Genomic DNA, 23,656 nt, shown 5'->3' on the forward strand with positions numbered 1-23,656 from the left:
AAACCTATAACCTGTTGATTTTACTCAACTGTAACCGATTTTGCTAAGTTACGTGGCTGGTCAACGTCAGTGCCTTTAATGACCGCTACATAGTACGACAGCAACTGTAGTGGAATTGTATATACAACAGGGGCAATTACGTCATCTACGTGGTTTACGTTGATTACACGCATTGTGTCGTCTGACTCAAAGTGTGAGTCTTTATCAGCGAATACATAGATGATGCCACCACGTGCACGTACTTCTTCTACGTTTGATTTAAGCTTTTCAAGCAATTCATTGTTTGGTGCTACAACAATAATTGGCATGTCTGCATCAATAAGTGCTAATGGACCGTGTTTAAGCTCACCTGCTGCATAGGCTTCAGCGTGGATGTATGAAATCTCTTTAAGCTTAAGCGCGCCTTCCATTGCGATTGGGTATTGTGAACCGCGACCTAAAAACAGTGAGTGGTGCTTATCAGCAAACTCTTCTGCAAGGTCTGCAATACCATCAGCCAACAATAGCGTTTCCTCTAATTTAGCTGGTAGCAGTTTAATAGCGTTAACAATCGTGCTTTGATCTAAGCCTTTTTCCTGCGCAATAGACGCAGTAAGCATTAACAAACCAACAAGCTGCGTAGTAAATGCTTTAGTAGAGGCTACACCAATTTCAGCACCAGCTTTGGTCATAAAGGCAAGGTCTGATTCTCGTACAAGCGATGAGCCTGGTACGTTACAAATAGTCATTGACCCCATATAGCCTTGCTCTTTAGCTAAACGCAGTGCAGCTAAAGTATCAGCCGTTTCACCTGACTGTGAAATCGTTACTAGCAGGCTATTTTCGTGTACAAACGATTGACGGTAACGGAACTCAGAGGCAATTTCTACGTTACAGCTAACACCTGCAAATTGCTCAAGCCAGTAACGAGCAACCATACCTGAGTGATATGACGTTCCACAGGCAATAATTTGTACGTGTTTTACGTCTTTAAATATTTGCTGTGCACTGTCGCCAAAGGCATCAATCGCTACGCGATCGTCGTTTAAACGTCCTTCAAGGGTGTTACGTACTGCAAGTGGCTGCTCATAAATTTCTTTTAGCATGTAGTGACGGTAATCACCTTTACCTGATGCATCTTGTGTGATGTTTGATTCAACAACTTCACGCTCAACCGCGTTGCCATCTGCATCAAAAATCTCTACCGTGTCGCGAGTAATACGCGCTACATCACCTTCTTCTAAGAAGATAAAGCTGCGAGTTACCGGTAATAATGCAAGCTGATCAGAAGCAATAAAGTTTTCACCAAGGCCTAAACCAATAACTAACGGGCTGCCTGAGCGCGCTACAATAATTTCGTTATCATTCGCTTTATCAAACACAACGGTACCAAATGCGCCTTCAAACTGTTTAACAGCTGCTTGAACTGACGCTAATAAAGTCGTGTGCTGCTGACGTAACTGATGAATTAAATGCACCATGACTTCAGTGTCGGTGTCTGATAAAAACTCGTAACCGTCGCCTTTAAGTGCTGCACGCAAGCTTGCGTGGTTTTCAATGATTCCATTATGTACAAGCGCTAATTGATTGCTTGAAACATGTGGGTGAGCATTGGCTTCAGTTACACCGCCATGAGTTGCCCAACGAGTGTGTGCAATACCTGTGTGACCGCTAACACCAGCTTGTTCAAGTGCTGACTCTAAGTTTACAACCTTACCTACTGCTTTAACTGTATTAAGAGTATTGCCTTCAAGTAAAGCTACACCTGCTGAGTCATAACCACGGTACTCAAGACGCTTAAGGCCTTCAACTAAGATTTTATTTACTGGACGTTCTGCAACAGCCCCAACGATTCCACACATAGTGTCTCCATTAATTTTTTAATTCTAGCAACTCACGATGTAGTTGCTATTCCATAATCTCTGCGCAAATTAGTTTTACACCACACGCCTCTATGGCTGCACGCTTATCACTTGCTAAGCCACTGTCGGTTATTAATGTGGTTACTGTTTGCCACGGTAATTCTAAATTTGGTATTTTTCGACCAATCTTTTCTGACTCAACCAGCACAATAACTTCGCGCGCCGCTTTAGCCATCACTTGGCTTAGCCCAACAAGTTCATTAAACGTGGTTGTTCCACGCGCTACATCAATGCCATCGGCACCTATAAATAGCTGATCAAAATCATATGAGCATAGAACATTTTCAGCTACTTGCCCTTGAAACGATTCTGAATGCGGATCCCACGTGCCACCTGTCATCAAAAGGGTAGGCTCGTTTTCAAGTGCTAATAAACGTGTTGCCACTTTAATTGCGTTAGTCATAACAACTAACCCCTGCTTGGTAGCCAACTCAGGGATCATCGCTGCAGTAGTGCGGCCGCTGTCAATAATAATGCGGTTATGATCTTTTATAAGCGCCGCTGCTGCCTTAGCAATTGCTACTTTGCGCTTAGAATCGATCTCATCGCTTACTATCTCTTTTGGTAGCGCAATAGCCCCACCATAACGGCGCAGCAACAAGCCACTTTTCTCAAGCGCGGTTAGGTCTTTTCGAATGGTTACTTCTGATGTTTTAAACTGTTCAGCAAGAGTCTCAACGGCCACCTCACCAAGCTCATTTACTTGGCTAAGGATCAGATGACGGCGTTGCTGGGTGTTTCGTTTGGTCATTAAGTAACTGCTATTAAGTTTCGTTTCGAAAGTTAGGGGATTTTAAACGAAACATAATAAATGGCAAGTGAATGCATAAAAATAAAGCAGTTTTATTCAAATTATCATCATGCTTAAAGTAGGTTAAGCTAGGCACCATTATTTAAGTTAAACAAAATTGATATGCAGTCATTTAATAGTATTAGTAAAGAGAATCTAGCGCAGCGTAAAACTGTGCACGAAATTTGCCGCTTATTTAATAAAAGCCCCAGTAAAGGTAATTTAAAGCGAATAAAAGAATTATGCTCACACTGTGGTGATGGAGTAATTATTGAAGCAGGCTTTCATTGTGACTATGGTAGTCAAATACAAATTGGTGATCGTACTTTTATAAACATTAACTGCACTGTATTAGATGCACCAATTAATGAAGGTGTGATTACCATTGGTAGTGACTGTTTAATTGGCCCTAACGTTCAACTATTGGCCGTTTCGCATGCTGTGAACCCCACAGAGCGGCTCAATAAAGAGAACTTTGCAGCACCAATCTCCATAGGTAATAACGTATGGATTGGCGCGGGAGTTATTGTGTTAGCTGGCGTTACCATTGGCGAAAACGCTGTTGTGGGCGCAGGGTCGATAGTGACCAAAGATGTGGCTGCGAACACTGTTGTTGCCGGTAACCCCGCGATAAAGCTCAAGGATATTTAACACGCTAAAGCCCGCCCTAAAGGTCGTCGTTTACGGCGATATTTAATTTATATTGAGCTAGCCTTTAATTCCTAATTCAACCCCTAATTGCTCAATATCTGTATGTTGCTCAAAATACTGCACAACTGCTTGAATCTGTTGCTGCTTTATACCTTCAAAATTATCGGTTAGGTAATCTTTAATCTCTCTAAAGCTCCACGTTAATTTCATTTCCGTTGGGATTTTGGTTAAGGCAGTAAACACTTCTTCAATCGTTTTATCATCAAGTAAAAAGCGAATAAACTGCATCACGGCTAAGTACTGTGGGTTATCTGAGTATTTTTCTACCTCTGCGACATAAATAAGAACCTGTTCTGGCGTTTCATAAACTAAAGCCTGTTCGGCTATATTTGCTCTTGAGTTAGCTATAGTTTTTTGAATTTCTTCATTCGATGAGCCTTTGAACTGCTCAATCAAGGTTATAAAGCTGTTTAGTGCATCATCAAACTTGCCTTGCTGACCATAAGTAATGCCTTGGTTACACATCGCTTTAGCCACTTGGATTTGAATCTCTTCATTCGATGAATCTTTGAACTGCTCAATCAAGGTTGAGTAGCTGTAGAGCTCTTCATTAAGCTTATCTAGCCTCCCATAAGTAACACCTTGGTTACCCAATAGCATACAGCTTTGGCTCTTGTTCGCTGTCAACTAGCCCTAATACCTTGTTCCAAGCATTGAGCGCTTCATCATATTCACTATTGGCGAACGCATTTATACCAGCTTTAAACCATTCTTGAGCTGTTTGATATACTTTCGGTTTATTATGTTTGGTAGCTGTATTGTCTTCTTTATTTCTTTTCGAGGTAACAACATCCTTGTTTTCTGCTAAGAGAGCGTCCCAGGCTTGTTGCTGTTCTTGCTTGATTTTTTCCAGCGCAGCCCTTGCCTCTGCTTCTAATTTCTCAGCTCGATTTTTTAGCTCAAGGCTCACATTTTTAAGTTCACTTTTGGTATCTGTAATTAATTTATCTTTATTATCTAATAACCACTTTTCCATATGACTTTCTGAGGCTGTATTAGCAGCCTGCTTGGCTTCGGTTACAGCTCTGTTTTTTGCACTAAAACCGAGTGCGATTGCAGCAACTGTGATGATCAAACCAAAAATAGTTAATGCCAAGCCCCACATATTAGTATTACTTGCTATGTCAGAAATCCGTCCATCAACCCCATTCAACTGATTAGTTTGCAGCTTTTCTTGCGCTTTGAGTTTAGTTTGTAAGTTAGCAAGTTGAACTTTGAGTGCTTGCTGTGCCGCTTCTAAGGTCTTAATATCATTACCGAGTGATTTTTGTTGCTGTAGCTTTTCATCTAGTCGAACAAGCTGGCTTTGCATACTAAACAGTTGCTGATACATTAAATCTTGGCTATTTTGAGTATTAGCAATAATAGGAGCAGAATTTACAGGCGTTGAATTAGGTGCTGTTGTAGCAAAAGCTGCGCTATTCAAGCCGCATAAAAATACAATTAGTAAGAAAAAACGCATCAATCATCCCTAAAATAAATTTGCTTTGCCAAGGTTGTATAACCACATAGTAGCCTTTTTATTTGTAGCACATACCACATAAAACCAATCATTTATAAAATATTTTAAGTTATATTTTTAATGCTAAATCAACCTAAAGATCAGCGGGCTTACCAATATTAGTCCGCAACCAAAGCCCACTTTAACTTGCCATGCTTTATATTTACCTGTGACTTTAATCCCTAACATCGGGCTTAATAAGTCGATACGGCGCGCAGCAAGAAACACCAGCCAACAAATAATGAAAGTGAGGCTGAGTATAAGTAATGGCTCCACAAAACCACCTAATTGCAGCTTCGACAAATAAAACGCAAGGCCAATAATCACACTTTGATGTAATAGATAAAACGGAAATACGGCTGAGTTTAATAAAGCCAGTTTAGGGTGATCGTGATTCAAAAAACGTTGTGCTAGTGCCAACATCAATAATACGCCGAGTAATCGTTGCGAGGTATACAACATATACATACTGGTAATTTGCCATTGGCTAGCAGCAGAGTTTTGCCAAATCATGTGATAACCCAGCACAACTACCAAATAACCTAACACGAATACCGCAAATAACGCCTGCCAATGACGTAGCAATTTGCTGTAAAATGCAGACTGTAACGCAAGCAAGTAACCATAAAGTAAAAACAGTGCGCCCATGGGATATCTGAATGTATCACTCGGCCAGCTTAACTTTAAAATACATAACGGCAGTAACAGAGTGATGAAAATCACCAGTAACGATCTATTACATAAACGCGTGATTACAGCTTGCACAGTAGCGTGATGAAGCAACGGCAGAGCCAATACCAGCAATATGGTAAATTGCCATAACGAGCGTAAATACCAAAGGTGATTCACATCAACATGTGGCCAAATACCTGCTTGATAGTGCTCAAATAAAGGGTTGGTTAAATCAAAAAACTGGCTGTAGAACTGCCAAAAGCTCATAGCTAAACCAACCTCTTGGCTCATTTGCGCATAAAGCTGAATAGGCACTATAAACCAAATGCCAAACAATAAAGGCAGTAATATTTTTACACTTCGCGTAGTTAAAAACATTCCTAGACTAAAGCGCGCAACAATAAAGCGCAGCGCCACACCGGAAATAAACCAAATTAATCCCATCCGCCATGGCGACAATAAAAGCATGACGTTTTCAATACCGCTGGATAAGTACTGACTTTTAAAATGAAAACCCCAATTTTCACTGTATAACATGCCGGTGTGGTAAAAAATTAATAAACCAAACGCAATCACCCGTAGCCAATCAAGATCATAACGGCGCTTTGGCAGTTCATCATGCTGATTAAATACATTTAACCATGGCTGTAATAGCTTACGTGTTGTATTTTTAATGACTATTTTAAGATTCATAGAATGATTTAACTTACGATTAATTAATAACAACTATGGACAACACTCTGCGTTAAGCAATCACAAAAGGCTGATAAAACAGTCAGTAGGGATAAGCGGTGGATATCAGGGATGATAAGTTTGGTGATCTATCACTATCTTGCTAGTCTAATGATGGTCTTTTAAGAGTAACAATAATAATGATCTCCTTAACGCATTTTCAGCGCTACCAGAGATGGTATGCGGCATTATTTTTATCTAGTTATATTTTTATAAACAACACCATTAATGCCAGCTCAAACATTATGGAAGCCCAGCGTGATGGCGCACTTCCTTTTATGATCTGGGAGCCCTTTGTGTGGGAATACTCGAGTGCTATTGGCACTTTATTATTGTTTCCGGCTTTAGTTTGGTTATTAAAAGCTAAGCCCTTTAATTGGCAAAAAATCTCTCATTCAATATTACTGTACTTAGTAGCGAGCATTGCTTTTTCGTTATTACATATTGGTATTATGGTCGCTATCCGCAAACTCATTTACACCGTGCAGGGTATGCAATATGACTTTGGGTTAGTATGGTTTGAGTTACTTTATGAATACCGCAAAGATTTGTGGGGATTCTTATTTTTGATTGTTGTTATTAAAACCTATCAATATGTCGTGAGCCAATTAACAGGTGAAGCAGCCCCGATCAGTCAAGGCGAAGATACTGCTGAACATGTAAACTTAGACAGGCTACTGGTAAAAAAGCTGGGAAAAGAATTTATTGTTCGCGTAGCAGAAGTAGATTGGCTTGAATCAAATGGCAATTATGTAAATCTACATATTGGCGCTCGAATTTACCCTTTTCGTGCAACCATGACACAACTTATAACTCAGTTAGAACCACAAGGATTTTGCCGCATTCACCGTTCTCATGCGGTTAGGTTAGACGCGGTTGAATCAATCACGCCATTAGCAAGTGGAGATAGTGAAGTAAAACTTACAACAGGAAAAGTACTTAACTTATCGCGTCGCTATAAAGATCAATTTAAGGAACTGTTAAATTCAACTACAAGTCATTCTTAACTCACGCTATGTTAAGCTAACCTACTTTAGGTTAGCCGCATTCATTTTTTCGGAGTAGTTTAGTACGTGCCTTTAAATCGATTTATCCGCATTTTGCCATTAGTGTTAATTTTATCCGGTTGTGAAACCACACCCGAACAGCCCTCTTCACAACCTGATATTAAAGCTAACCCAAATATTGTTGTTAAAGAACAAAACGAAAATATTGAGCAAATAGCTCCCTTAAGTCCTCAGAAACTCGATGATGTGTGGCAACGCATCCGAGCGCAGCTTACATTTGCCAATTCTAGCCACCCAGATGTACAACAACGCATTGCATGGTATTTATCTCACCCAAATTATATGGATGAAATTAGCCGCCGAGCCGAACCTTACCTTTACTATATTGTAAACGAAGTCGAAAAACGCGGGTTACCCATTGAGTTGGCATTAATGCCGTTGATTGAAAGTGACTTTGATGCCAGTGCGTACTCACATAAACATGCCTCTGGGTTGTGGCAACTAACGCCTGCTATTGCTAAATATTTTAAAGTGCAAATATCCCCTTGGTATGACGGACGTCAGGACGTAATAGACAGTACCCGAGCAGCGTTGGATTTTATGGAATATTTACACAGGCGCTTTGATGGTGATTGGTATCACGCTATAGCAGCCTATAACTTAGGTGAAGGTCGTGTACTTAGAGCAATTAGTAATAATAAAAAACAAGGCAAACCCACTGATTTTTTCAACTTAAAACTGCCCAAACAAACCAGTCAGTACGTGCCAAAATTACTAGCTGCGGCACAATTATTAAAAAGCCAAAAAATGGCTTTTCCTACAATTTCAAACAGCCCAACAATTGCAGTATTGCCTATTGATGACGCTGTTATTTTAGATAACCAAAAGCAATGGCAGCAACTTGAATTTTTAAACCATGGTGTGATCCGCTTTCCAGCAATTATTGATGCGCCCCACATTGTTGTTCCAGTTGCTGAACAAACACAATTTAAAGACATGCTCGCTAATCTTGATTCCAATGATTATAGTCAGTGGCAACACTACACAGTAAAACGTGGCGATAGCTTAAGTGTTATAGCGAAACGCTACAAAGTGGGTATTAGCCAACTCAAAGCGTTTAACGATCTAAAAAGTAACACCATTAGAATTGGCCAAAAGCTTGTGCTCCCTCAATTAGCCGATACCCAAATTGAACATCAGGTTAAATCGGGTGATAGCTTATGGAAAATTTCCAGTCACTACAAAGTCAGTATTACTAAACTAAAACAATGGAATAACCTTTCGAGCGACCATTTAAAAATAGGTAAAAAGCTTACTGTATTCTTATCTAATCGCTAACGACCTCGCTGATTATTAAATATATGGACTGATGAGTTTATCAGCCCATATACCCTTCAAAAGACCTAATACCAACCCGCAATAATACTCAATCATTTTGCGGGGCTAAACGTGTCGCTATCTGTGTTAAAAAATTCTCATTTAGAACAACTAAATAGCGAATTTATTGCCTAGCTATCAACCCGTTTTTCCTGCCTCAAAATAGACCGCTTAATTAAGCGAATTGGTATAAATTTAGATTCGAGCTTGCACATATTTGGCGTCGGCGCGTTCCTTCGTAGTGACCACGCAGTAGAATATCGTAGTGCCCACAGCGGTAGAGAGCCACATAGCAAATACGACACTATCTTTGTGCCGATGCGGCCTTGTGTGAGGCTTGCCTTCGCGCTGTTTTGTTTGATGTATAGGAATACGAATGCCGTGAAGTACAGGATGTACGAGAGCGGCCACTAATGAGTTCGGCATGGGCTCTTGGTTTTTTTATTAAATCCCAAACAGCAAAAAACCCGCTACATTGCTGTAACGGGTTTCTCTTATTTGGAGCCTGGTAATGTCCTACTTTCACATAGCAAATGCTACACTATCATCGGCGCTGTTTCGTTTCACTACTGAGTTCGGCATGGGGTCAGGTGGGTCCAAAACGCTATTGTCACCAAGCAAATTTGGTGTAAGGTCGATTTAATCGAGCTTACTAAAATTTGGAATTCTGATAATAAAGTCTTCAAGTATCTACTTTAGTTATATTAACTTCTTCGCTTAAACTATCACATAAAACGCGTTTGGCGTTGTATGGTTAAGCCTCACGGGTAATTAGTACAAGTTAGCTTAATGGCTCACACCACTTCCACATCTTGCCTATCAACGTTGTAGTCTTCAACGGCCCTTCAGAGACTTTAAAAGTCTAGTGAGAACTCATCTCGAGGCCTGCTTCGCGCTTAGATGCTTTCAGCGCTTATCAGTTCCGAACGTAGCTACCGGGCAATGCCATTGGCATGACAACCCGAACACCAGCGGTTCGTTCACTCCGGTCCTCTCGTACTAGGAGCAACCCCTCTCAATTCTCAAACGCCCACGGCAGATAGGGACCGAACTGTCTCACGACGTTCTAAACCCAGCTCGCGTACCACTTTAAATGGCGAACAGCCATACCCTTGGGACCGACTTCAGCCCCAGGATGTGATGAGCCGACATCGAGGTGCCAAACACCGCCGTCGATATGAACTCTTGGGCGGTATCAGCCTGTTATTATCCCAGTAGTACCTTTTATCCGTTGAGCGATGGCCCTTCCATTCAGAACCACCGGATCACTATGACCTACTTTCGTACCTGCTCGACGTGTCTGTCTCGCAGTTAAGCTGGCTTCTACCATTACACTAACCGTACGATGTCCGACCGTACTTAGCCAACCTTCGTGCTCCTCCGTTACTCTTTGGGAGGAGACCGCCCCAGTCAAACTACCCACCAGGCACTGTCCGTAACCCCGATTCAGGGGCCAACGTTAGAACATCAAAACTACAAGGGTGGTATTTCAAGGACGACTCCACAAAAACTAGCGTCTCTGCTTCTAAGTCTCCCACCTATCCTACACATGTAGGTTCAATGTTCAGTGCCAAGCTGTAGTAAAGGTTCACGGGGTCTTTCCGTCTAGCCGCGGGTACACAGCATCTTCACTGCGATTTCAATTTCACTGAGTCTCGGGTGGAGACAGCGTGGCCATGGTTACACCATTCGTGCAGGTCGGAACTTACCCGACAAGGAATTTCGCTACCTTAGGACCGTTATAGTTACGGCCGCCGTTTACCGGGGCTTCGATCAAGAGCTTCTCCGAAGATAACCCCATCAATTAACCTTCCGGCACCGGGCAGGTGTCACACCGTATACGTCATCTTGCGATTTTGCACAGTGCTGTGTTTTTAATAAACAGTCCCAGCCACCTGGTCACTGCGGCTCCAATCAGCTTAGAGAGCAAGTCTCATCACCAATCGGAGCGTACCTTCTCCCGAAGTTACGGTACGATTTTGCCTAGTTCCTTCACCCGAGTTCTCTCAAGCGCCTTAGTATTCTCTACCTGACCACCTGTGTCGGTTTGGGGTACGATTCGGTATAATCTGAAGCTTAGAGGCTTTTCCTGGAAGTATGGCATCAGCAACTTCATCACCTTGGTGACTCGTCTCGTGTCTCAGCCTAACAGCAACCCGGATTTACCTAAGTCACTAGCCTACACACTTTCACATGGACTACCATCGCCATGCTTGCTTAGCCTGCTCCGTCCCCCCATCGCAATTATACCAAGTACGGAAATATTAATCCGTTTCCCATCGACTACGCCTTTCGGCCTCGCCTTAGGGGTCGACTTACCCTACCCTGATTAACATGGGATAGGAACCCTTGGTCTTCCGGCGTGCGGGTTTTTCACCCGCATTATCGTTACTCATGTCAGCATTCGCACTTCTGATACGTCCAGCATACCTCCCGGTACACCTTCAACCGCTTACAGAACGCTCCCCTACCACTCAAAATAAATTTTGAATCCGCAGCTTCGGTGCATAGTTTAGCCCCGTTACATCTTCCGCGCAGACCGACTCGACCAGTGAGCTATTACGCTTTCTTTAAAGGATGGCTGCTTCTAAGCCAACCTCCTGGCTGTCTGGGCCTTTCCACATCGTTTCCCACTTAACTATGACTTTGGGACCTTAGCTGGCGGTCTGGGTTGTTTCCCTCTTCACGACGGACGTTAGCACCCCCGCCGTGTGTCTCCGGATATTACTTTACGGTATTCGGAGTTTGCAAAGGGTTGGTAAGTCGGGATGACCCCCTAGCCTTAACAGTGCTCTACCCCCGTAAGTATTCGTCCGAGGCTCTACCTAAATAGATTTCGGGGAGAACCAGCTATCTCCCGGTTTGATTAGCCTTTCACTCCTAACCACAGGTCATCCCCTAACTTTTCAACGTTAGTGGGTTCGGTCCTCCAGTTGATGTTACTCAACCTTCAACCTGCCCATGGCTAGATCACCGGGTTTCGGGTCTATACCTTGCAACTATTCGCCCAGTTAAGACTCGGTTTCCCTACGGCTACCCTAATCGGTTAACCTCGCTACAAAATATAAGTCGCTGACCCATTATACAAAAGGTACGCAGTCACCCAACAAGTGGGCTCCTACTGCTTGTACGTACACGGTTTCAGGTTCTATTTCACTCCCCTCACAGGGGTTCTTTTCGCCTTTCCCTCACGGTACTGGTTCACTATCGGTCAGTTGGGAGTATTTAGGAGTATTTAGCCTTAGATGATGGTCCACCTATATTCAGTCAAAGTTTCACGTGCTCCGACCTACTCGATTTCACTTAAAATGCGTTTTCATGTACGGGACTATCACCCTGTATCGTGGCACTTTCCAGAGCCTTCCATTAACACATAATAAGCTTAAGGGCTGTTCCGATTTCGCTCGCCGCTACTATCGGAATCTCGGTTGATTTCTTTTCCTACGGGTACTTAGATGTTTCAGTTCTCCGCGTTCGCCTCGTTAACCTATGTATTCAGTTAACGATACCTGCAAGCAGGTGGGTTTCCCCATTCGGAAATCCTAGTCTCAAGTGCTTTTTACTAGCTTGACTAGGCTTATCGCAAGTTAATACGTCCTTCATCGCCTCCAACTGCCAAGGCATCCACCGTGTACGCTTAGTCACTTAACCATACAACCCAAACGGGTCTTTGTTTTGTGACAGTTTAACTTCGCCAGAAGTTAATATTGAATACTAAAGTAGAGATACCAATCAACAAACGAAACGTTTATTAAATGGCACTGAATGATACTGCTATCATTCTTTTTTACTTTTGAAAACTCTGTACAAATACACTGTATTCATACGAATTTTATTATCAGCTTTTCCAAATTTTTAAAGAGCATATTAATTAGTAAACTCAAAGAGCAAACTAACTAACAATCATCTGTGTGGACACTACGAACAAATAAGTTCTAAATCGTATAAGGAGGTGATCCAGCCCCAGGTTCCCCTAGGGCTACCTTGTTACGACTTCACCCCAGTCATGAATCACTCCGTGGTAAACGTCCTCCCGAGGGTTAGACTATCTACTTCTGGAGCAACCCACTCCCATGGTGTGACGGGCGGTGTGTACAAGGCCCGGGAACGTATTCACCGCGTCATTCTGATACGCGATTACTAGCGATTCCGACTTCATGGAGTCGAGTTGCAGACTCCAATCCGGACTACGACGCACTTTAAGTGATTCGCTTACTCTCTCTCGCGAGTTCGCAGCACTCTGTATGCGCCATTGTAGCACGTGTGTAGCCCTACACGTAAGGGCCATGATGACTTGACGTCGTCCCCACCTTCCTCCGGTTTATCACCGGCAGTCTCCTTAGAGTTCTCAGCATTACCTGCTAGCAACTAAGGATAGGGGTTGCGCTCGTTGCGGGACTTAACCCAACATCTCACAACACGAGCTGACGACAGCCATGCAGCACCTGTATCAGAGCTCCCGAAGGCACCAAACTATCTCTAGTAAGTTCTCTGTATGTCAAGTGTAGGTAAGGTTCTTCGCGTTGCATCGAATTAAACCACATGCTCCACCGCTTGTGCGGGCCCCCGTCAATTCATTTGAGTTTTAACCTTGCGGCCGTACTCCCCAGGCGGTCTACTTAATGCGTTAGCTTTGAAAAACAGAACCGAGGTTCCGAGCTTCTAGTAGACATCGTTTACGGCGTGGACTACCAGGGTATCTAATCCTGTTTGCTCCCCACGCTTTCGTACATGAGCGTCAGTGTTGACCCAGGTGGCTGCCTTCGCCATCGGTATTCCTTCAGATCTCTACGCATTTCACCGCTACACCTGAAATTCTACCACCCTCTATCACACTCTAGTTTGCCAGTTCGAAATGCAGTTCCCAGGTTGAGCCCGGGGCTTTCACATCTCGCTTAACAAACCGCCTGCGTACGCTTTACGCCCAGTAATTCCGATTAACGCTCGCACCCTCCGTATTACCGCGGCTGCTGGCACGGAGTTAGCCGGTGCTTCTTCTGTCAGTAACGTCACAGCTAGCAGGTATTAACTACTAACCTTTCCTCCTGACTGAAAGTGCTTTACAACCCGAAGGCCTTCTTCACACACGCGGCATGGCTGCATCAGGCTTGCGCCCATTGTGCAATATTCCCCACTGCTGCCTCCCGTAGGAGTCTGGGCCGTGTCTCAGTCCCAGTGTGGCTGATCATCCTCTCAAACCAGCTAGGGATCGTCGCCTTGGTGAGCCTACCTCACCAACTAGCTAATCCCACTTGGGCCAATCTAAAGGCGAGAGCCGAAGCCCCCTTTGGTCCGTAGACATTATGCGGTATTAGCAGTCGTTTCCAACTGTTGTCCCCCACCTCAAGGCATGTTCCCAAGCATTACTCACCCGTCCGCCGCTCGTCATCTTCTAGCAAGCTAGAAATGTTACCGCTCGACTTGCATGTGTTAGGCCTGCCGCCAGCGTTCAATCTGAGCCATGATCAAACTCTTCAATTAAAAAGTTTTTTGTCTTTCGACAGCTCAATGAATTCTGAATTTATTTAATATCTTTCGATATTGAATTGACTGTGCTGAATAATTACCTAAGTAACTATTCTGTTGGTCACTCAGTTCAATTGAGACTCTAAATTTGCTTGCCTCACTACCTAAGTAGCTTGGCTGTTAGAACTCAATCTGTACGAGTGCCCACACAGATGATTGCTTTATATTGTTAAAGAACGTTGCGATTAAAGCGCTTAACTTTATCTCGCTAGGGCTGCGCATATTACGCTTTCCTATTTTTTTGTCAACACTTAATTTTTAGTTTCTTTTAAAAGATTTAAAAGCTAAGTTTTACTCGACTCACTTACCGTTTGTTCAGCGCTTTTCATTGCTGCCTGCCGGGTCAGTGGATGCGCATTATAGGGATATTCTGGAGAGGGTCAATGCTTTATTTCAGTTTTATTAAATTAATTTCAATTTAGTACAATAACCATACAAAAAAAGGGCTACAGGGCTGTTTTTGATTAAAAAGCATTCACATAAGGCATGATTATTGAGAGGGGAGGAAGTAAAAGCGATTTATAGATAACCGCTACATCGCTTTTACTTAAAACTTTACTAATTACTGAGTTGTTATTTCCCATACGGCAATTGAGCCTGAGATTTCATTACCGACTATAAGCAGTGCTTCGTTTGTTGCACTTTGCGCTGCAGGAACAAATGTAATTCCTTCAGGAGCAAGGTCGCCACTTATATCTGCACTTGGTTCTAAACCACGATTATAGAAGTAATCTTGAAATTTCACATTGTAAGGTTGGTTATATCAAACACCATTATTGCGCCCATACGCTCTAAGCCAACAAAAGCAAACAACCTATCGCCAACCTTACCTAATGTTAGCGCTTCGGGTTCCGCCCCTTTATCATCTGAGCGAGTATCGCCTTTGTTTTCATCTTCGTTATTATTGAATGCATTGCCATGAGCAGAAGCGGTTACTCGTGCAATTTGATCGCCTGAGTCAAACACCACCAGCCCATTGCTATCCCAAATGGTAAATGAGCGTGCGCCATAGACATAAAGCGATTCGTATTGGCCGTCGTTATTCGAGTTGTAGCTAGGCAATAAAAAAGCGAGTTATAAAACTCGCTTTAATAGGGCTTGGCCTGTTACTCATTAAAACGGACTGGCCGCTACATATTATTTATATAATCATCGCGCATTTTTCGAGTTATTTTTATAAACTCTTTTAACTCATCAACGGAAGGTTCAATACCTTGTTGGTTTTTCTGTTCAAACCAATCGGTAACATCACTGATTATGACGGAACCACCCTGTAGGCATAATTCATCATTTTTTAGCCAAACATCGGGACCTCTTAATGATGGACTGGTATACCAATTACAAAAGCTATATCCCTCGAGTGTTAATTTAGACTCAATATAAAAACTATTAGCAATAGATAAAATTATATATAAAGGTATTGCGCGCAGCATAAGCTTTACCATTAACCTTATTGTTTTTTCATTGCGGAAGTTCAATACTTTTTGTAAACCTGCAATTGTCATTAAAACAGGAAATGGAGCCATTACTATTATCGGAGCCAACAAGCCGCTTTCTCGAATATAATAAAGCGACTCATCAAAATAAACATTTTCAACAAGCCCATAATAAGAGAAATAAAATAAAGCAATTGTAAATAATATAAAAGCAAACAGGCCTATCACAACAGTTAATTTATGCTCGAAGCTTTGTTCTGTAAAACGTTCCTCGGATTTTTCCCATTCTAAAATAGGCATTGTTTATAGCTCATTTTTATTAGGGTGAAATTTACCTCTGGAAGCCAGAAGAATCCTTTTATAAAATTATTTAGCTTATCTGGTTATTTTAAATAAAAATGACAGCAGCAATTTTGAGTTAATTTTAACGATTATACTCTGCTCTAGTTTCTTGTATAAAAACTTCAAGTTCATTAAGTGTTGGCTCAATTCTTTTTTCATTATGCATTTCAAACCAATCATAAATATCACTAGTGATTACAGAACCATCTTGTAAGCATAACTCATCGTTTTTCAACCAAACATCAGGGGCACGAACTGAAGGTTGTGTATACCAATTACAATAAGTATAGCCATTGCTTTTTATATATGACTCTACATACAAGTTAAAGGGGATTACTAGCAAAAAAAATAAAGATAATGCAATAAACAACCCTTTAACAAAACCTGCCATTAAGTATTCAGATTTATAATTTAATAACTTCTGAATAGAAGCTAAAAAAAATAAAGAAAAAGGGAAAAAGAAAAAAAGTAAAAGAACCTTTCCACTTTTTTCTTTAATAAAAGAACTAGACCCAACATCTTCCAGTAAACTAATTTCTGATATGACGGTATAAATTAGAGCAAAGCAAAGAATGCAAATTACGATAGGCCCTAACAAATTTATACATAATTCTTTAAAAGCGAAGTTTCTATCACTCTCACTTACTTTTTCCCATTTAAATATTTTCATAATATTTTTATGCTCGGAACCCCAAATAATGTACCGAATACTCCATAAGAATCTTCACTCAGTGCTTTATTAAAATCTTCTCTTTTACTATTAATAAAAATAGACTTTTCTTTTAATTTGTTTTCAATCTTAACAAGCTGGAGAGCTAAAAACTCCGAGTACTCAGATGTATCTGAAAAAAGTACGTAAAAAGAAGTCCAACCGTCACAACTATAGCTAAAGGTAAAATAGTTGAGTTTATTTGAATTAAAATAAGACTATTACTGATAGAACACTTCTTAACTGGCTTTCGAGTTGTCTTTCAACAATTGCCCGGCGAGCATAAGCTGACATGTAGCACCCTCCTTGAGTTATATTTTAATCCGTCATTGAATAATCTAATTAATTAAGAATATTTAGGCAATAAAAAAGCGAGTTATAAAACTCGCTTTAAATATTTAATAAGTAATGGTCATTACTATTTTTTAACTGGGCGTTTCCAACCATCTAAATTGCGTTGCTTGCCACGTGCTACGGCTAACTGATCATCCGCGACGGTATTGGTAATAACAGAACCTGCACCTACAGTTGCTGTAGCACCAATATTTACAGGAGCAACCAGTGATGAGTTAGAGCCAATAAAGGCATTATCGCCAATAATGGTTTTCGCTTTATTCACACCATCGTAGTTACAGGTAATCGTGCCTGCGCCAATATTCACTTTCTCGCCAATTTCAGCATCACCTAAGTAACTTAAGTGGTTTGCTTTAGAGCCTTTACCTAAACGGGTTTTTTTCATTTCGACAAAGTTGCCAATGTGAGAGTCTTCTTCCATTATTGCACCTGGGCGAAGGCGGGCGTATGGACCGAGTGTACATTTAGCCGCAACTGATGCATCTTCAATCAATGTATTGGCTTTAATAACAACATTATCGCCGATGCTACAGTTTTTAAGTACGCAGTTAGGGCCAATTTGTACGTTATTACCTAAGGTTACTGTACCTTCAAAAATAACGTTGATATCTATGAGGACATCTTCACCTGTTTTAACGTCGCCACGTACATCTATGCGAGCAGGGTCGGCAAGAGTTGCACCATTTAGCATCAGCTCTTCTGCTTGCCATGCTTGATAAGCACGCTCTAATCCTGCAAGTTGTACGCGGTTATTTGCACCTTCAACTTCCATTGGGTGATCTGGTTGTGCTGATGTAATTTCTACACCTTCACTGTGCGCCATAGCGACTATATCTGTTAGGTAGTATTCGCCTTGGGCATTATTGTTAGACAAATTACCTAACCATGTTTTTAAAAGCTTACCATTTACCGCCATAATGCCGGTGTTTACTTCGTTAATAAGTAACTGCTCTGCATTGGCATCTTTTTGTTCAACAATACCCACTAGCTTGCCATCAACACGTAGCATACGCCCATAACCATTTGGGTTTGCTAGATTAACGGTTAATACTGCTAAGCCATTTTTAGGTGTTGCTGCTAATAAACGTTCAAGTGTCGATTGCTTAGTTAAAGGTACGTCACCGTATAAAACCAGTACGGTATCGTCGTCGTTAATATGAGGGTTTGCTTGTGCCACTGCGTGGCCTGTACCTAGCTGCTCAGCTTGCAGTACCCAATTTACGTTATTATCGGCTAATTGTTGTTGTAATAGTTCGCCGCCATGACCATAAACTAAGTTAGTCGATGTAGCACCTAGCGCGTTGGCATTATCGATAACGTGTTGCACCATAGGTTTACCTGCCACTTTATGCAGTACCTTAGGAAGAGCAGAGCGCATACGAGTACCTTTACCCGCTGCAAGAATAACCGTTGTTAAAGACATTAAAACAATTTCCTTTTTCCGTTGTTTTAGCTTAATAGAATAAGTGTGCTGCATAGTAGATTACGTAAGTCACATCATGTGCAAATACTCAGTAGGCTAAGCAATGACTACTGAATCTTAACTTAAGCAAAGTAACACCTAATAGAATAGGGTTATTGTAGCGAGGATCGCGTGCAGATATAAGTAATAATGATGAGATATTAGCCATAACGATCAATTTATTTACAGATAGGCTGAAGTAGTTAGTTAGTGGCACAAAAAAGCCCACATAAAGTGGGCTTTTAAAAACCAGATAGGCTTACTTTTTACGTAATTGCTGAATAATGCGTAGCTGAGCAATTGCTTCAGCTAGTTGCATTGCTGCTTGATTGTAATCAAGTTCAGCAGATGCGCCTTTTGCCATTTGGGCTTCAGCGTCACGCTTAGCTTGCTCTGCAGCTTTCTCGTCCAGGTCTTCACCACGAACAGCTGTATCAGCAAGTACGGTCACTATGTTCGGTTGAACTTCTAGTGTACCGCCAGCAATATAGATGAGTTCTTCTTCACCAAATTGCTTAACTAAACGTACCATACCAGGTTTAAGGGCAGTTAGTAGTGGGGCGTGACCGGCGTTAACACCTAACTCACCTTCACTACCAGATACTTGAATAGATTCTACTAAACCAGAAAATAATTTCTCTTCAGCACTTACTACATCAAGATGTACAGTCATAGCTGCCATACTACCCTCCTAATTACATGCTTTTGGCTTTTTCTTGAGCTTCTTCGATAGAGCCAACCATGTAGAACGCTTGCTCTGGCATATCATCAAACTCACCGTTTAAGATACCTTTGAAGCCTGCAATTGTGTCTTTAAGTGAAACGTATTTACCTGGCGCACCTGTAAATACCTCTGCCACGAAGAATGGCTGAGATAGGAAACGCTGGATTTTACGTGCACGAGATACAAGTTGCTTATCTTCGTCAGAAAGCTCGTCCATACCTAGAATCGCGATGATGTCTTTAAGCTCTTTGTAACGCTGAAGAACTGTTTGAACGCCGCGCGCTATACCGTAGTGCTCTTCACCGATTACTTGTGGATCAAGCTGACGTGAAGATGAATCAAGAGGGTCTACCGCTGGGTAGATACCTAGTGATGCGATATCACGTGAAAGTACCACTGTTGCATCTAAGTGAGCAAACGTTGTTGCTGGAGATGGATCCGTTAAATCATCCGCAGGTACGTATACCGCTTGGATTGAAGTAATTGAACCCGTCTTAGTAGATGCGATACGCTCTTGAAGTACACCCATTTCTTCAGCAAGTGTAGGCTGGTAACCTACCGCTGATGGCATACGACCAAGAAGTGCTGATACTTCTGTACCCGCAAGTGTGTAACGGTAGATGTTATCTACGAAGAAAAGTACGTCACGACCTTCGTCACGGAACTTCTCAGCCATAGTAAGACCTGTTAACGCTACGCGTAAACGGTTACCCGGTGGCTCGTTCATCTGACCGTATACAAGCGATACTTTATCAAGTACGTTTGAATCGTTCATTTCATGGTAGAAATCGTTACCCTCACGAGTACGCTCACCAACACCTGCGAATACTGAGTAACCGCTGTGCTCGATTGCGATGTTACGGATAAGTTCCATCATGTTTACGGTTTTACCAACACCGGCACCACCGAATAAACCAACTTTACCACCTTTAGCGAATGGACATACAAGGTCGATTACCTTGATACCCGTTTCTAAAAGTTCTACTGAGCTTGATTGCTCTTCGTAAGTAGGTGCTGCACGGTGGATAGACATACGCTCGTCTTCACCGATTGGACCTGCTTCATCAATTGGCTCACCAAGTACGTTCATGATACGACCTAGGGTCTTAGTACCAACTGGAACTTGAATTGCTTCGCCTGTGTTTGCTACTGCAGCACCACGACGTAAACCGTCTGTAGTACCTAGTGCGATAGTACGTACCACACCGCCACCTAGCTGCTGTTGAACTTCTAAAGTCAAACCAGCTAAATCGCCATCTGTTACTTTTAGCGCGTCATATACGGCTGGCACGCTGTCTTGTGGAAATTCGATATCCACAACGGCGCCGATAATTTGGACGACCTTACCTAAACTCATGTCTATTCCTCTCGTTAATCTTTGCCTGAAGCATTAAACTGCTGCTGAACCAGAACAAATCTCACTAATTTCTTGTGTGATTGCTGCTTGGCGAGCTTTGTTATATACAAGCTGTAACTCATCCATAAGGTCACCGGCATTATCAGTTGCAGCTTTCATTGCAACCATGCGGGCAGCCTGTTCAGAGGCAGCGTTTTCAACTACACCTTGGTATACTTGAGACTCAATGAAACGTACTAACAAAGACTCTAAAATAGCCTCTGGGTTTGGTTCATATAAGTAATCCCACGCATGTGTAGATACTTCTTCTTCAGCTTTTGGCAAAGGGAGTAACTGATCTACTATTGGCTCTTGCTTCATGGTATTAACAAAGTTGTTATATACCAGGAATAAACGGTCAATTTTACCTTCAGAGAATGCATCTAGCATTATTTTTACTGGACCAATTACGTCCTGTACTGAAGGCTTATCTCCAAGACCTGCTTTTTTAGCAAGTACTTGACCACCAAAACGTTGAAAGAAGCCAGCTGCTTTACTACCTAAAGTAGCAAAATCAGCATCTACGCCTTTTTCTTTCCACGCTTTAATCTCTAATGCGACTTTTTTAAACTCGTTTGAGTTTAAACCGCCACACAGACCACGGTCAGTAGAGATAACAATATAACCAACTCGTTTTACTTCACGTTCTTCTAAGAACGGGTGAGTAAAATCAAGATTTGCTTGAGCAACACGACCAATCACTTTACGTAATTTTTCAGCGTATGGACGGCTTGAAGCCACTCGTTCTTGCGCCTTTTTCATTTTAGACGCAGCAACCATTTCCATTGCGCTAGTGATCTTTTGAGTATTTTTAATACTGCCGATCTTGCTTTTAATCTCTTTTCCGCTGGCCATGACTCTCTCTCCGAATCAAGGTGTGCTTTAAGATATAAAGCACACCATTAATAACTAAATTACCAAGTTTGCGTAGACTTGAACTTCTCTAGAAGTTCTTTAAGCTGCGCTTCGATCTCGGCGTTGTAGTTACCAGTTTCATTGATTTGAGCCATAAGCTCTGCGTATGTGCTATTTGCGTAAGAAAGTAAAGCCGCTTCGAAATCCATAATTTTAGCGATTTCGATGTCTTTTAAGTAACCTTTCTCAGCTGCGAATAACGACAAAGACATTTCAGCAACAGACATTGGCGCGTACTGTTTCTGCTTCATTAGCTCTGTTACACGCTCACCATGCTCAAGTTGAGCACGAGTAGCATCATCAAGGTCAGACGCGAACTGCGAGAACGCAGCTAATTCACGGTACTGAGCTAGGGCTAGACGGATACCGCCACCTAGTTTCTTAACGATTTTAGTTTGTGCAGCACCACCAACACGCGATACCGAGATACCAGCATTTACTGCCGGACGGATACCTGAGTTGAATAAGTCAGTTTCTAAGAAGATCTGACCATCGGTGATAGAGATAACGTTTGTCGGTACGAACGCAGAAACGTCGCCGCCTTGAGTTTCAATGATAGGCAATGCCGTCAATGAACCTGTTTTACCTTTCACTTCACCGTTAGTGAATTTTTCAACGTAATCAGTGTTTACACGTGATGCACGCTCTAAAAGACGCGAGTGAAGGTAGAATACGTCACCTGGGTATGCTTCACGGCCTGGTGGACGCTTAAGTAGCAATGAGATTTGACGGTAAGCAACAGCTTGCTTAGATAAATCATCATATACGATTAATGCGTTTTCACCACGGTCACGGAAGTATTCACCCATAGTACAGCCCGAGAACGGTGCTAAGTACTGAAGTGCCGCAGATTCAGAAGCAGATGCTACAACTACGATAGTATTTGCAAGTGCACCGTGCTCTTCTAATTTACGTACTACGTTAGCAATAGTAGATGCTTTTTGACCAACCGCTACGTACACACACTTAACGCCTGTGTCTTTTTGGTTGATGATTGCATCGATTGCTAGTGCAGTTTTACCTGTTTGGCGGTCACCGATAACAAGCTCACGCTGACCACGACCAACTGGGATCATAGCATCGATAGATTTGTAACCAGTTTGCACTGGCTCATCTACTGATTGACGCTCGATTACACCTGGTGCAATTTTTTCTACAGGTTCAAACCCGTCGTTATCTAAAGCGCCTTTACCATCGATAGGAGCACCTAGTGTGTTTACAACACGACCAAGTAGACCCGCACCAACAGGAACTTCTAAAATACGACCAGTTGTGTATACTTTTACGCCTTCTGTAAGGTCAGCGTAAGGACCCATTACTACTGCACCAATTGAGTCGCGCTCAAGGTTTAGTGCGATAGCATAACGGTTGCCAGGAAGCTCAATCATCTCACCTTGCATACAGTCAGCTAGACCGTGGATGCGAATGATACCGTCAGTAACAGATACAATTGTACCTTCGTTACGAGCTTCACTTACAACTTCGAACTTCTCAATACGTTGTTTGATCAGATCTGAAATTTCAGTGGAATTAAGTTGCATGCTCTTTTTCCCAATTACGATTGTAGTGTTGTGGCTAAGCGATTTAATTTACCGCGTAAAGAGCCGTCAATTACAGTGTCACCCGCCTTGATAATAAGGCCGCCAACAACTGTAGCGTCTTCACTACAATTCAGCTTAACTTTGCGTGCGAAACGTTTTTCAAGTGCCGCTACCAATGATTCTTGCTGCGCTGCAGCAAGAGGCGTTGCCGAAATCACGTCAATATCGATTTCTTTGTCATAGTCTGCTTTTAAAGCAGAAAATAAATGAGCAACTTCAGGTAGTGCAATCAAACGTCCATTTTCAGCCATCACCTTAACTAGGTTCTGACCTTGTTCGTTGAGCTGCTCACCACATAAGTTAATAAATAACTCAGCTTGTGCAGTAGCAGTAGGCAATCCAGCTAAAATGGTTGATGCCTGTTCATTGCTGGCAACGTGGCCAGCAAAGAACAACATGTCATTCCAACTTTCAATGGTGCCTTTTTCAACGGCAAGTTCAAAAGCCGCTTTAGCGTATGGGCGAGCGATAGTAGTCAATTCAGACATGCTCATACCCTC

Annotated in this window: 16 protein-coding genes, 3 rRNA genes and 1 pseudogene; 3 read left to right on the top strand and 17 right to left on the bottom strand. The window is 42.1% G+C overall.

What is annotated here, in order from left to right; translation table 11 throughout:
• Positions 1 to 20: 20 nt before the first annotated feature.
• Together glmS and AAGD16_RS15225 are read right to left on the bottom strand one after the other, a co-directional pair.
• Positions 21 to 1,841, bottom strand: coding sequence for a glutamine--fructose-6-phosphate transaminase (isomerizing) (gene glmS, locus AAGD16_RS15220; protein WP_008112790.1), 1,821 nt, complete (start codon positions 1,839 to 1,841; stop codon positions 21 to 23).
• Between the two features lie 46 nt (positions 1,842 to 1,887).
• Entirely contained in the window at positions 1,888 to 2,652 is a 765-nt protein-coding gene (locus AAGD16_RS15225) for a DeoR/GlpR family DNA-binding transcription regulator (RefSeq protein WP_377112822.1), read from the bottom strand.
• 162 nt (positions 2,653 to 2,814) lie between these two features.
• Between AAGD16_RS15225 and AAGD16_RS15230 the strand changes: the two genes are divergently transcribed.
• Positions 2,815 to 3,342, top strand: coding sequence for a sugar O-acetyltransferase (locus AAGD16_RS15230; protein ID WP_377112825.1), 528 nt, complete (start codon positions 2,815 to 2,817; stop codon positions 3,340 to 3,342).
• Positions 3,343 to 3,399: 57 nt separating this feature from the next.
• On the opposite strand, the gene AAGD16_RS15235 is transcribed toward AAGD16_RS15230, so the two are convergent.
• The 3 genes from AAGD16_RS15235 to AAGD16_RS15245 all read right to left on the bottom strand — a co-directional run bounded on the left by AAGD16_RS15235 (position 3,400) and on the right by AAGD16_RS15245 (position 6,268).
• Positions 3,400 to 4,002, bottom strand: a complete 603-nt coding sequence (locus tag AAGD16_RS15235) for a tol-pal system YbgF family protein (protein WP_377112828.1) — start codon at positions 4,000 to 4,002, stop codon at positions 3,400 to 3,402.
• A complete protein-coding gene (locus tag AAGD16_RS15240; RefSeq protein ID WP_377112831.1) occupies positions 3,989 to 4,864 on the bottom strand; it encodes a hypothetical protein in 876 nt (291 codons plus the stop codon). The genes AAGD16_RS15235 and AAGD16_RS15240 overlap by 14 nt, the downstream gene beginning before the upstream one ends.
• Before the next feature lie 123 nt (positions 4,865 to 4,987).
• Positions 4,988 to 6,268 (bottom strand): acyltransferase family protein, encoded by a 1,281-nt coding sequence (locus AAGD16_RS15245; protein ID WP_377112834.1) that lies wholly within the window; start codon positions 6,266 to 6,268, stop codon positions 4,988 to 4,990.
• Between the two features lie 182 nt (positions 6,269 to 6,450).
• Here AAGD16_RS15245 and AAGD16_RS15250 point away from each other — a divergent pair, with 182 nt between their 5' ends.
• Together AAGD16_RS15250 and AAGD16_RS15255 are read left to right on the top strand one after the other, a co-directional pair.
• The gene (locus AAGD16_RS15250) at positions 6,451 to 7,314 is read left to right on the top strand and encodes a LytR/AlgR family response regulator transcription factor (RefSeq protein WP_377114841.1); all 864 of its coding nucleotides are present in this window, start codon (positions 6,451 to 6,453) and stop codon (positions 7,312 to 7,314) included.
• A gap of 66 nt (positions 7,315 to 7,380) precedes the next feature.
• Positions 7,381 to 8,652: a LysM peptidoglycan-binding domain-containing protein gene (locus AAGD16_RS15255; protein WP_377112837.1), complete on the top strand. Its 1,272-nt coding sequence runs from the start codon at positions 7,381 to 7,383 to the stop codon at positions 8,650 to 8,652.
• Positions 8,653 to 9,194: 542 nt separating this feature from the next.
• Here the strand turns inward: AAGD16_RS15255 and rrf are convergent.
• From rrf to atpH, 12 genes and pseudogenes are all read right to left on the bottom strand, one after another.
• Positions 9,195 to 9,309: ribosomal RNA gene (rrf, locus tag AAGD16_RS15260) — 5S ribosomal RNA — on the bottom strand.
• 132 nt (positions 9,310 to 9,441) lie between these two features.
• Positions 9,442 to 12,342: ribosomal RNA gene (locus AAGD16_RS15265) — 23S ribosomal RNA — on the bottom strand.
• Positions 12,343 to 12,636: 294 nt separating this feature from the next.
• Positions 12,637 to 14,172: ribosomal RNA gene (locus AAGD16_RS15270) — 16S ribosomal RNA — on the bottom strand.
• Together the 16S, 23S and 5S rRNA genes form the textbook arrangement of a ribosomal RNA operon.
• Before the next feature lie 607 nt (positions 14,173 to 14,779).
• Positions 14,780 to 15,267, bottom strand: a pseudogene (locus tag AAGD16_RS15275) (collagen-like protein); the annotation flags it as partial.
• A gap of 80 nt (positions 15,268 to 15,347) precedes the next feature.
• The gene (locus AAGD16_RS15280) at positions 15,348 to 15,953 is read right to left on the bottom strand and encodes a DUF1240 domain-containing protein (protein ID WP_377112840.1); all 606 of its coding nucleotides are present in this window, start codon (positions 15,951 to 15,953) and stop codon (positions 15,348 to 15,350) included.
• A gap of 124 nt (positions 15,954 to 16,077) precedes the next feature.
• Complete coding sequence (locus AAGD16_RS15285; protein ID WP_244186365.1) at positions 16,078 to 16,665, bottom strand: DUF1240 domain-containing protein; 588 nt, start codon at positions 16,663 to 16,665, stop codon at positions 16,078 to 16,080.
• A 457-nt stretch (positions 16,666 to 17,122) separates the two neighbouring features.
• Positions 17,123 to 18,481, bottom strand: a complete 1,359-nt coding sequence (glmU, locus tag AAGD16_RS15290) for a bifunctional UDP-N-acetylglucosamine diphosphorylase/glucosamine-1-phosphate N-acetyltransferase GlmU (RefSeq protein ID WP_096038891.1) — start codon at positions 18,479 to 18,481, stop codon at positions 17,123 to 17,125.
• Between the two features lie 298 nt (positions 18,482 to 18,779).
• On the bottom strand, positions 18,780 to 19,202 hold the full coding sequence (locus AAGD16_RS15295) for a F0F1 ATP synthase subunit epsilon (protein ID WP_008464176.1): 423 nt from the start codon (positions 19,200 to 19,202) through the stop codon (positions 18,780 to 18,782).
• Positions 19,203 to 19,215: 13 nt separating this feature from the next.
• The gene (atpD, locus tag AAGD16_RS15300) at positions 19,216 to 20,601 is read right to left on the bottom strand and encodes a F0F1 ATP synthase subunit beta (protein WP_008464175.1); all 1,386 of its coding nucleotides are present in this window, start codon (positions 20,599 to 20,601) and stop codon (positions 19,216 to 19,218) included.
• Between the two features lie 33 nt (positions 20,602 to 20,634).
• Entirely contained in the window at positions 20,635 to 21,495 is an 861-nt protein-coding gene (gene atpG, locus AAGD16_RS15305) for a F0F1 ATP synthase subunit gamma (RefSeq protein ID WP_008464174.1), read from the bottom strand.
• 59 nt (positions 21,496 to 21,554) lie between these two features.
• A complete protein-coding gene (gene atpA, locus AAGD16_RS15310; RefSeq protein ID WP_013466263.1) occupies positions 21,555 to 23,096 on the bottom strand; it encodes a F0F1 ATP synthase subunit alpha in 1,542 nt (513 codons plus the stop codon).
• 14 nt (positions 23,097 to 23,110) lie between these two features.
• Entirely contained in the window at positions 23,111 to 23,644 is a 534-nt protein-coding gene (gene atpH, locus AAGD16_RS15315) for a F0F1 ATP synthase subunit delta (protein ID WP_016900009.1), read from the bottom strand.
• Positions 23,645 to 23,656: the final 12 nt, after the last annotated feature.

Source organism: Pseudoalteromonas sp. M58, from assembly GCF_042604605.1.
Taxonomy (GTDB): Bacteria; Pseudomonadota; Gammaproteobacteria; order Enterobacterales; family Alteromonadaceae; genus Pseudoalteromonas; species Pseudoalteromonas tetraodonis.

What these genes read in the sequence shown, in the direction of transcription:
- AAGD16_RS15295 (WP_008464176.1), bottom strand. Translation starts at nt 19,202, where the DNA reads ATGGCAGCTATGACTGTACATCTTGATGTAGTAAGTGCTGAAGAGAAA.
- AAGD16_RS15240 (WP_377112831.1), bottom strand. Translation starts at nt 4,864, where the DNA reads ATGCGTTTTTTCTTACTAATTGTATTTTTATGCGGCTTGAATAGCGCA.
- glmU (WP_096038891.1), bottom strand. Translation starts at nt 18,481, where the DNA reads ATGTCTTTAACAACGGTTATTCTTGCAGCGGGTAAAGGTACTCGTATG.
- atpD (WP_008464175.1), bottom strand. Translation starts at nt 20,601, where the DNA reads ATGAGTTTAGGTAAGGTCGTCCAAATTATCGGCGCCGTTGTGGATATC.
- AAGD16_RS15245 (WP_377112834.1), bottom strand. Translation starts at nt 6,268, where the DNA reads ATGAATCTTAAAATAGTCATTAAAAATACAACACGTAAGCTATTACAG.
- glmS (WP_008112790.1), bottom strand. Translation starts at nt 1,841, where the DNA reads ATGTGTGGAATCGTTGGGGCTGTTGCAGAACGTCCAGTAAATAAAATC.
- AAGD16_RS15280 (WP_377112840.1), bottom strand. Translation starts at nt 15,953, where the DNA reads ATGCCTATTTTAGAATGGGAAAAATCCGAGGAACGTTTTACAGAACAA.
- atpG (WP_008464174.1), bottom strand. Translation starts at nt 21,495, where the DNA reads ATGGCCAGCGGAAAAGAGATTAAAAGCAAGATCGGCAGTATTAAAAAT.
- AAGD16_RS15225 (WP_377112822.1), bottom strand. Translation starts at nt 2,652, where the DNA reads ATGACCAAACGAAACACCCAGCAACGCCGTCATCTGATCCTTAGCCAA.
- AAGD16_RS15285 (WP_244186365.1), bottom strand. Translation starts at nt 16,665, where the DNA reads ATGAAAATATTTAAATGGGAAAAAGTAAGTGAGAGTGATAGAAACTTC.
- AAGD16_RS15230 (WP_377112825.1), top strand. Translation starts at nt 2,815, where the DNA reads ATGCAGTCATTTAATAGTATTAGTAAAGAGAATCTAGCGCAGCGTAAA.
- atpA (WP_013466263.1), bottom strand. Translation starts at nt 23,096, where the DNA reads ATGCAACTTAATTCCACTGAAATTTCAGATCTGATCAAACAACGTATT.
- AAGD16_RS15235 (WP_377112828.1), bottom strand. Translation starts at nt 4,002, where the DNA reads ATGCTATTGGGTAACCAAGGTGTTACTTATGGGAGGCTAGATAAGCTT.
- atpH (WP_016900009.1), bottom strand. Translation starts at nt 23,644, where the DNA reads ATGTCTGAATTGACTACTATCGCTCGCCCATACGCTAAAGCGGCTTTT.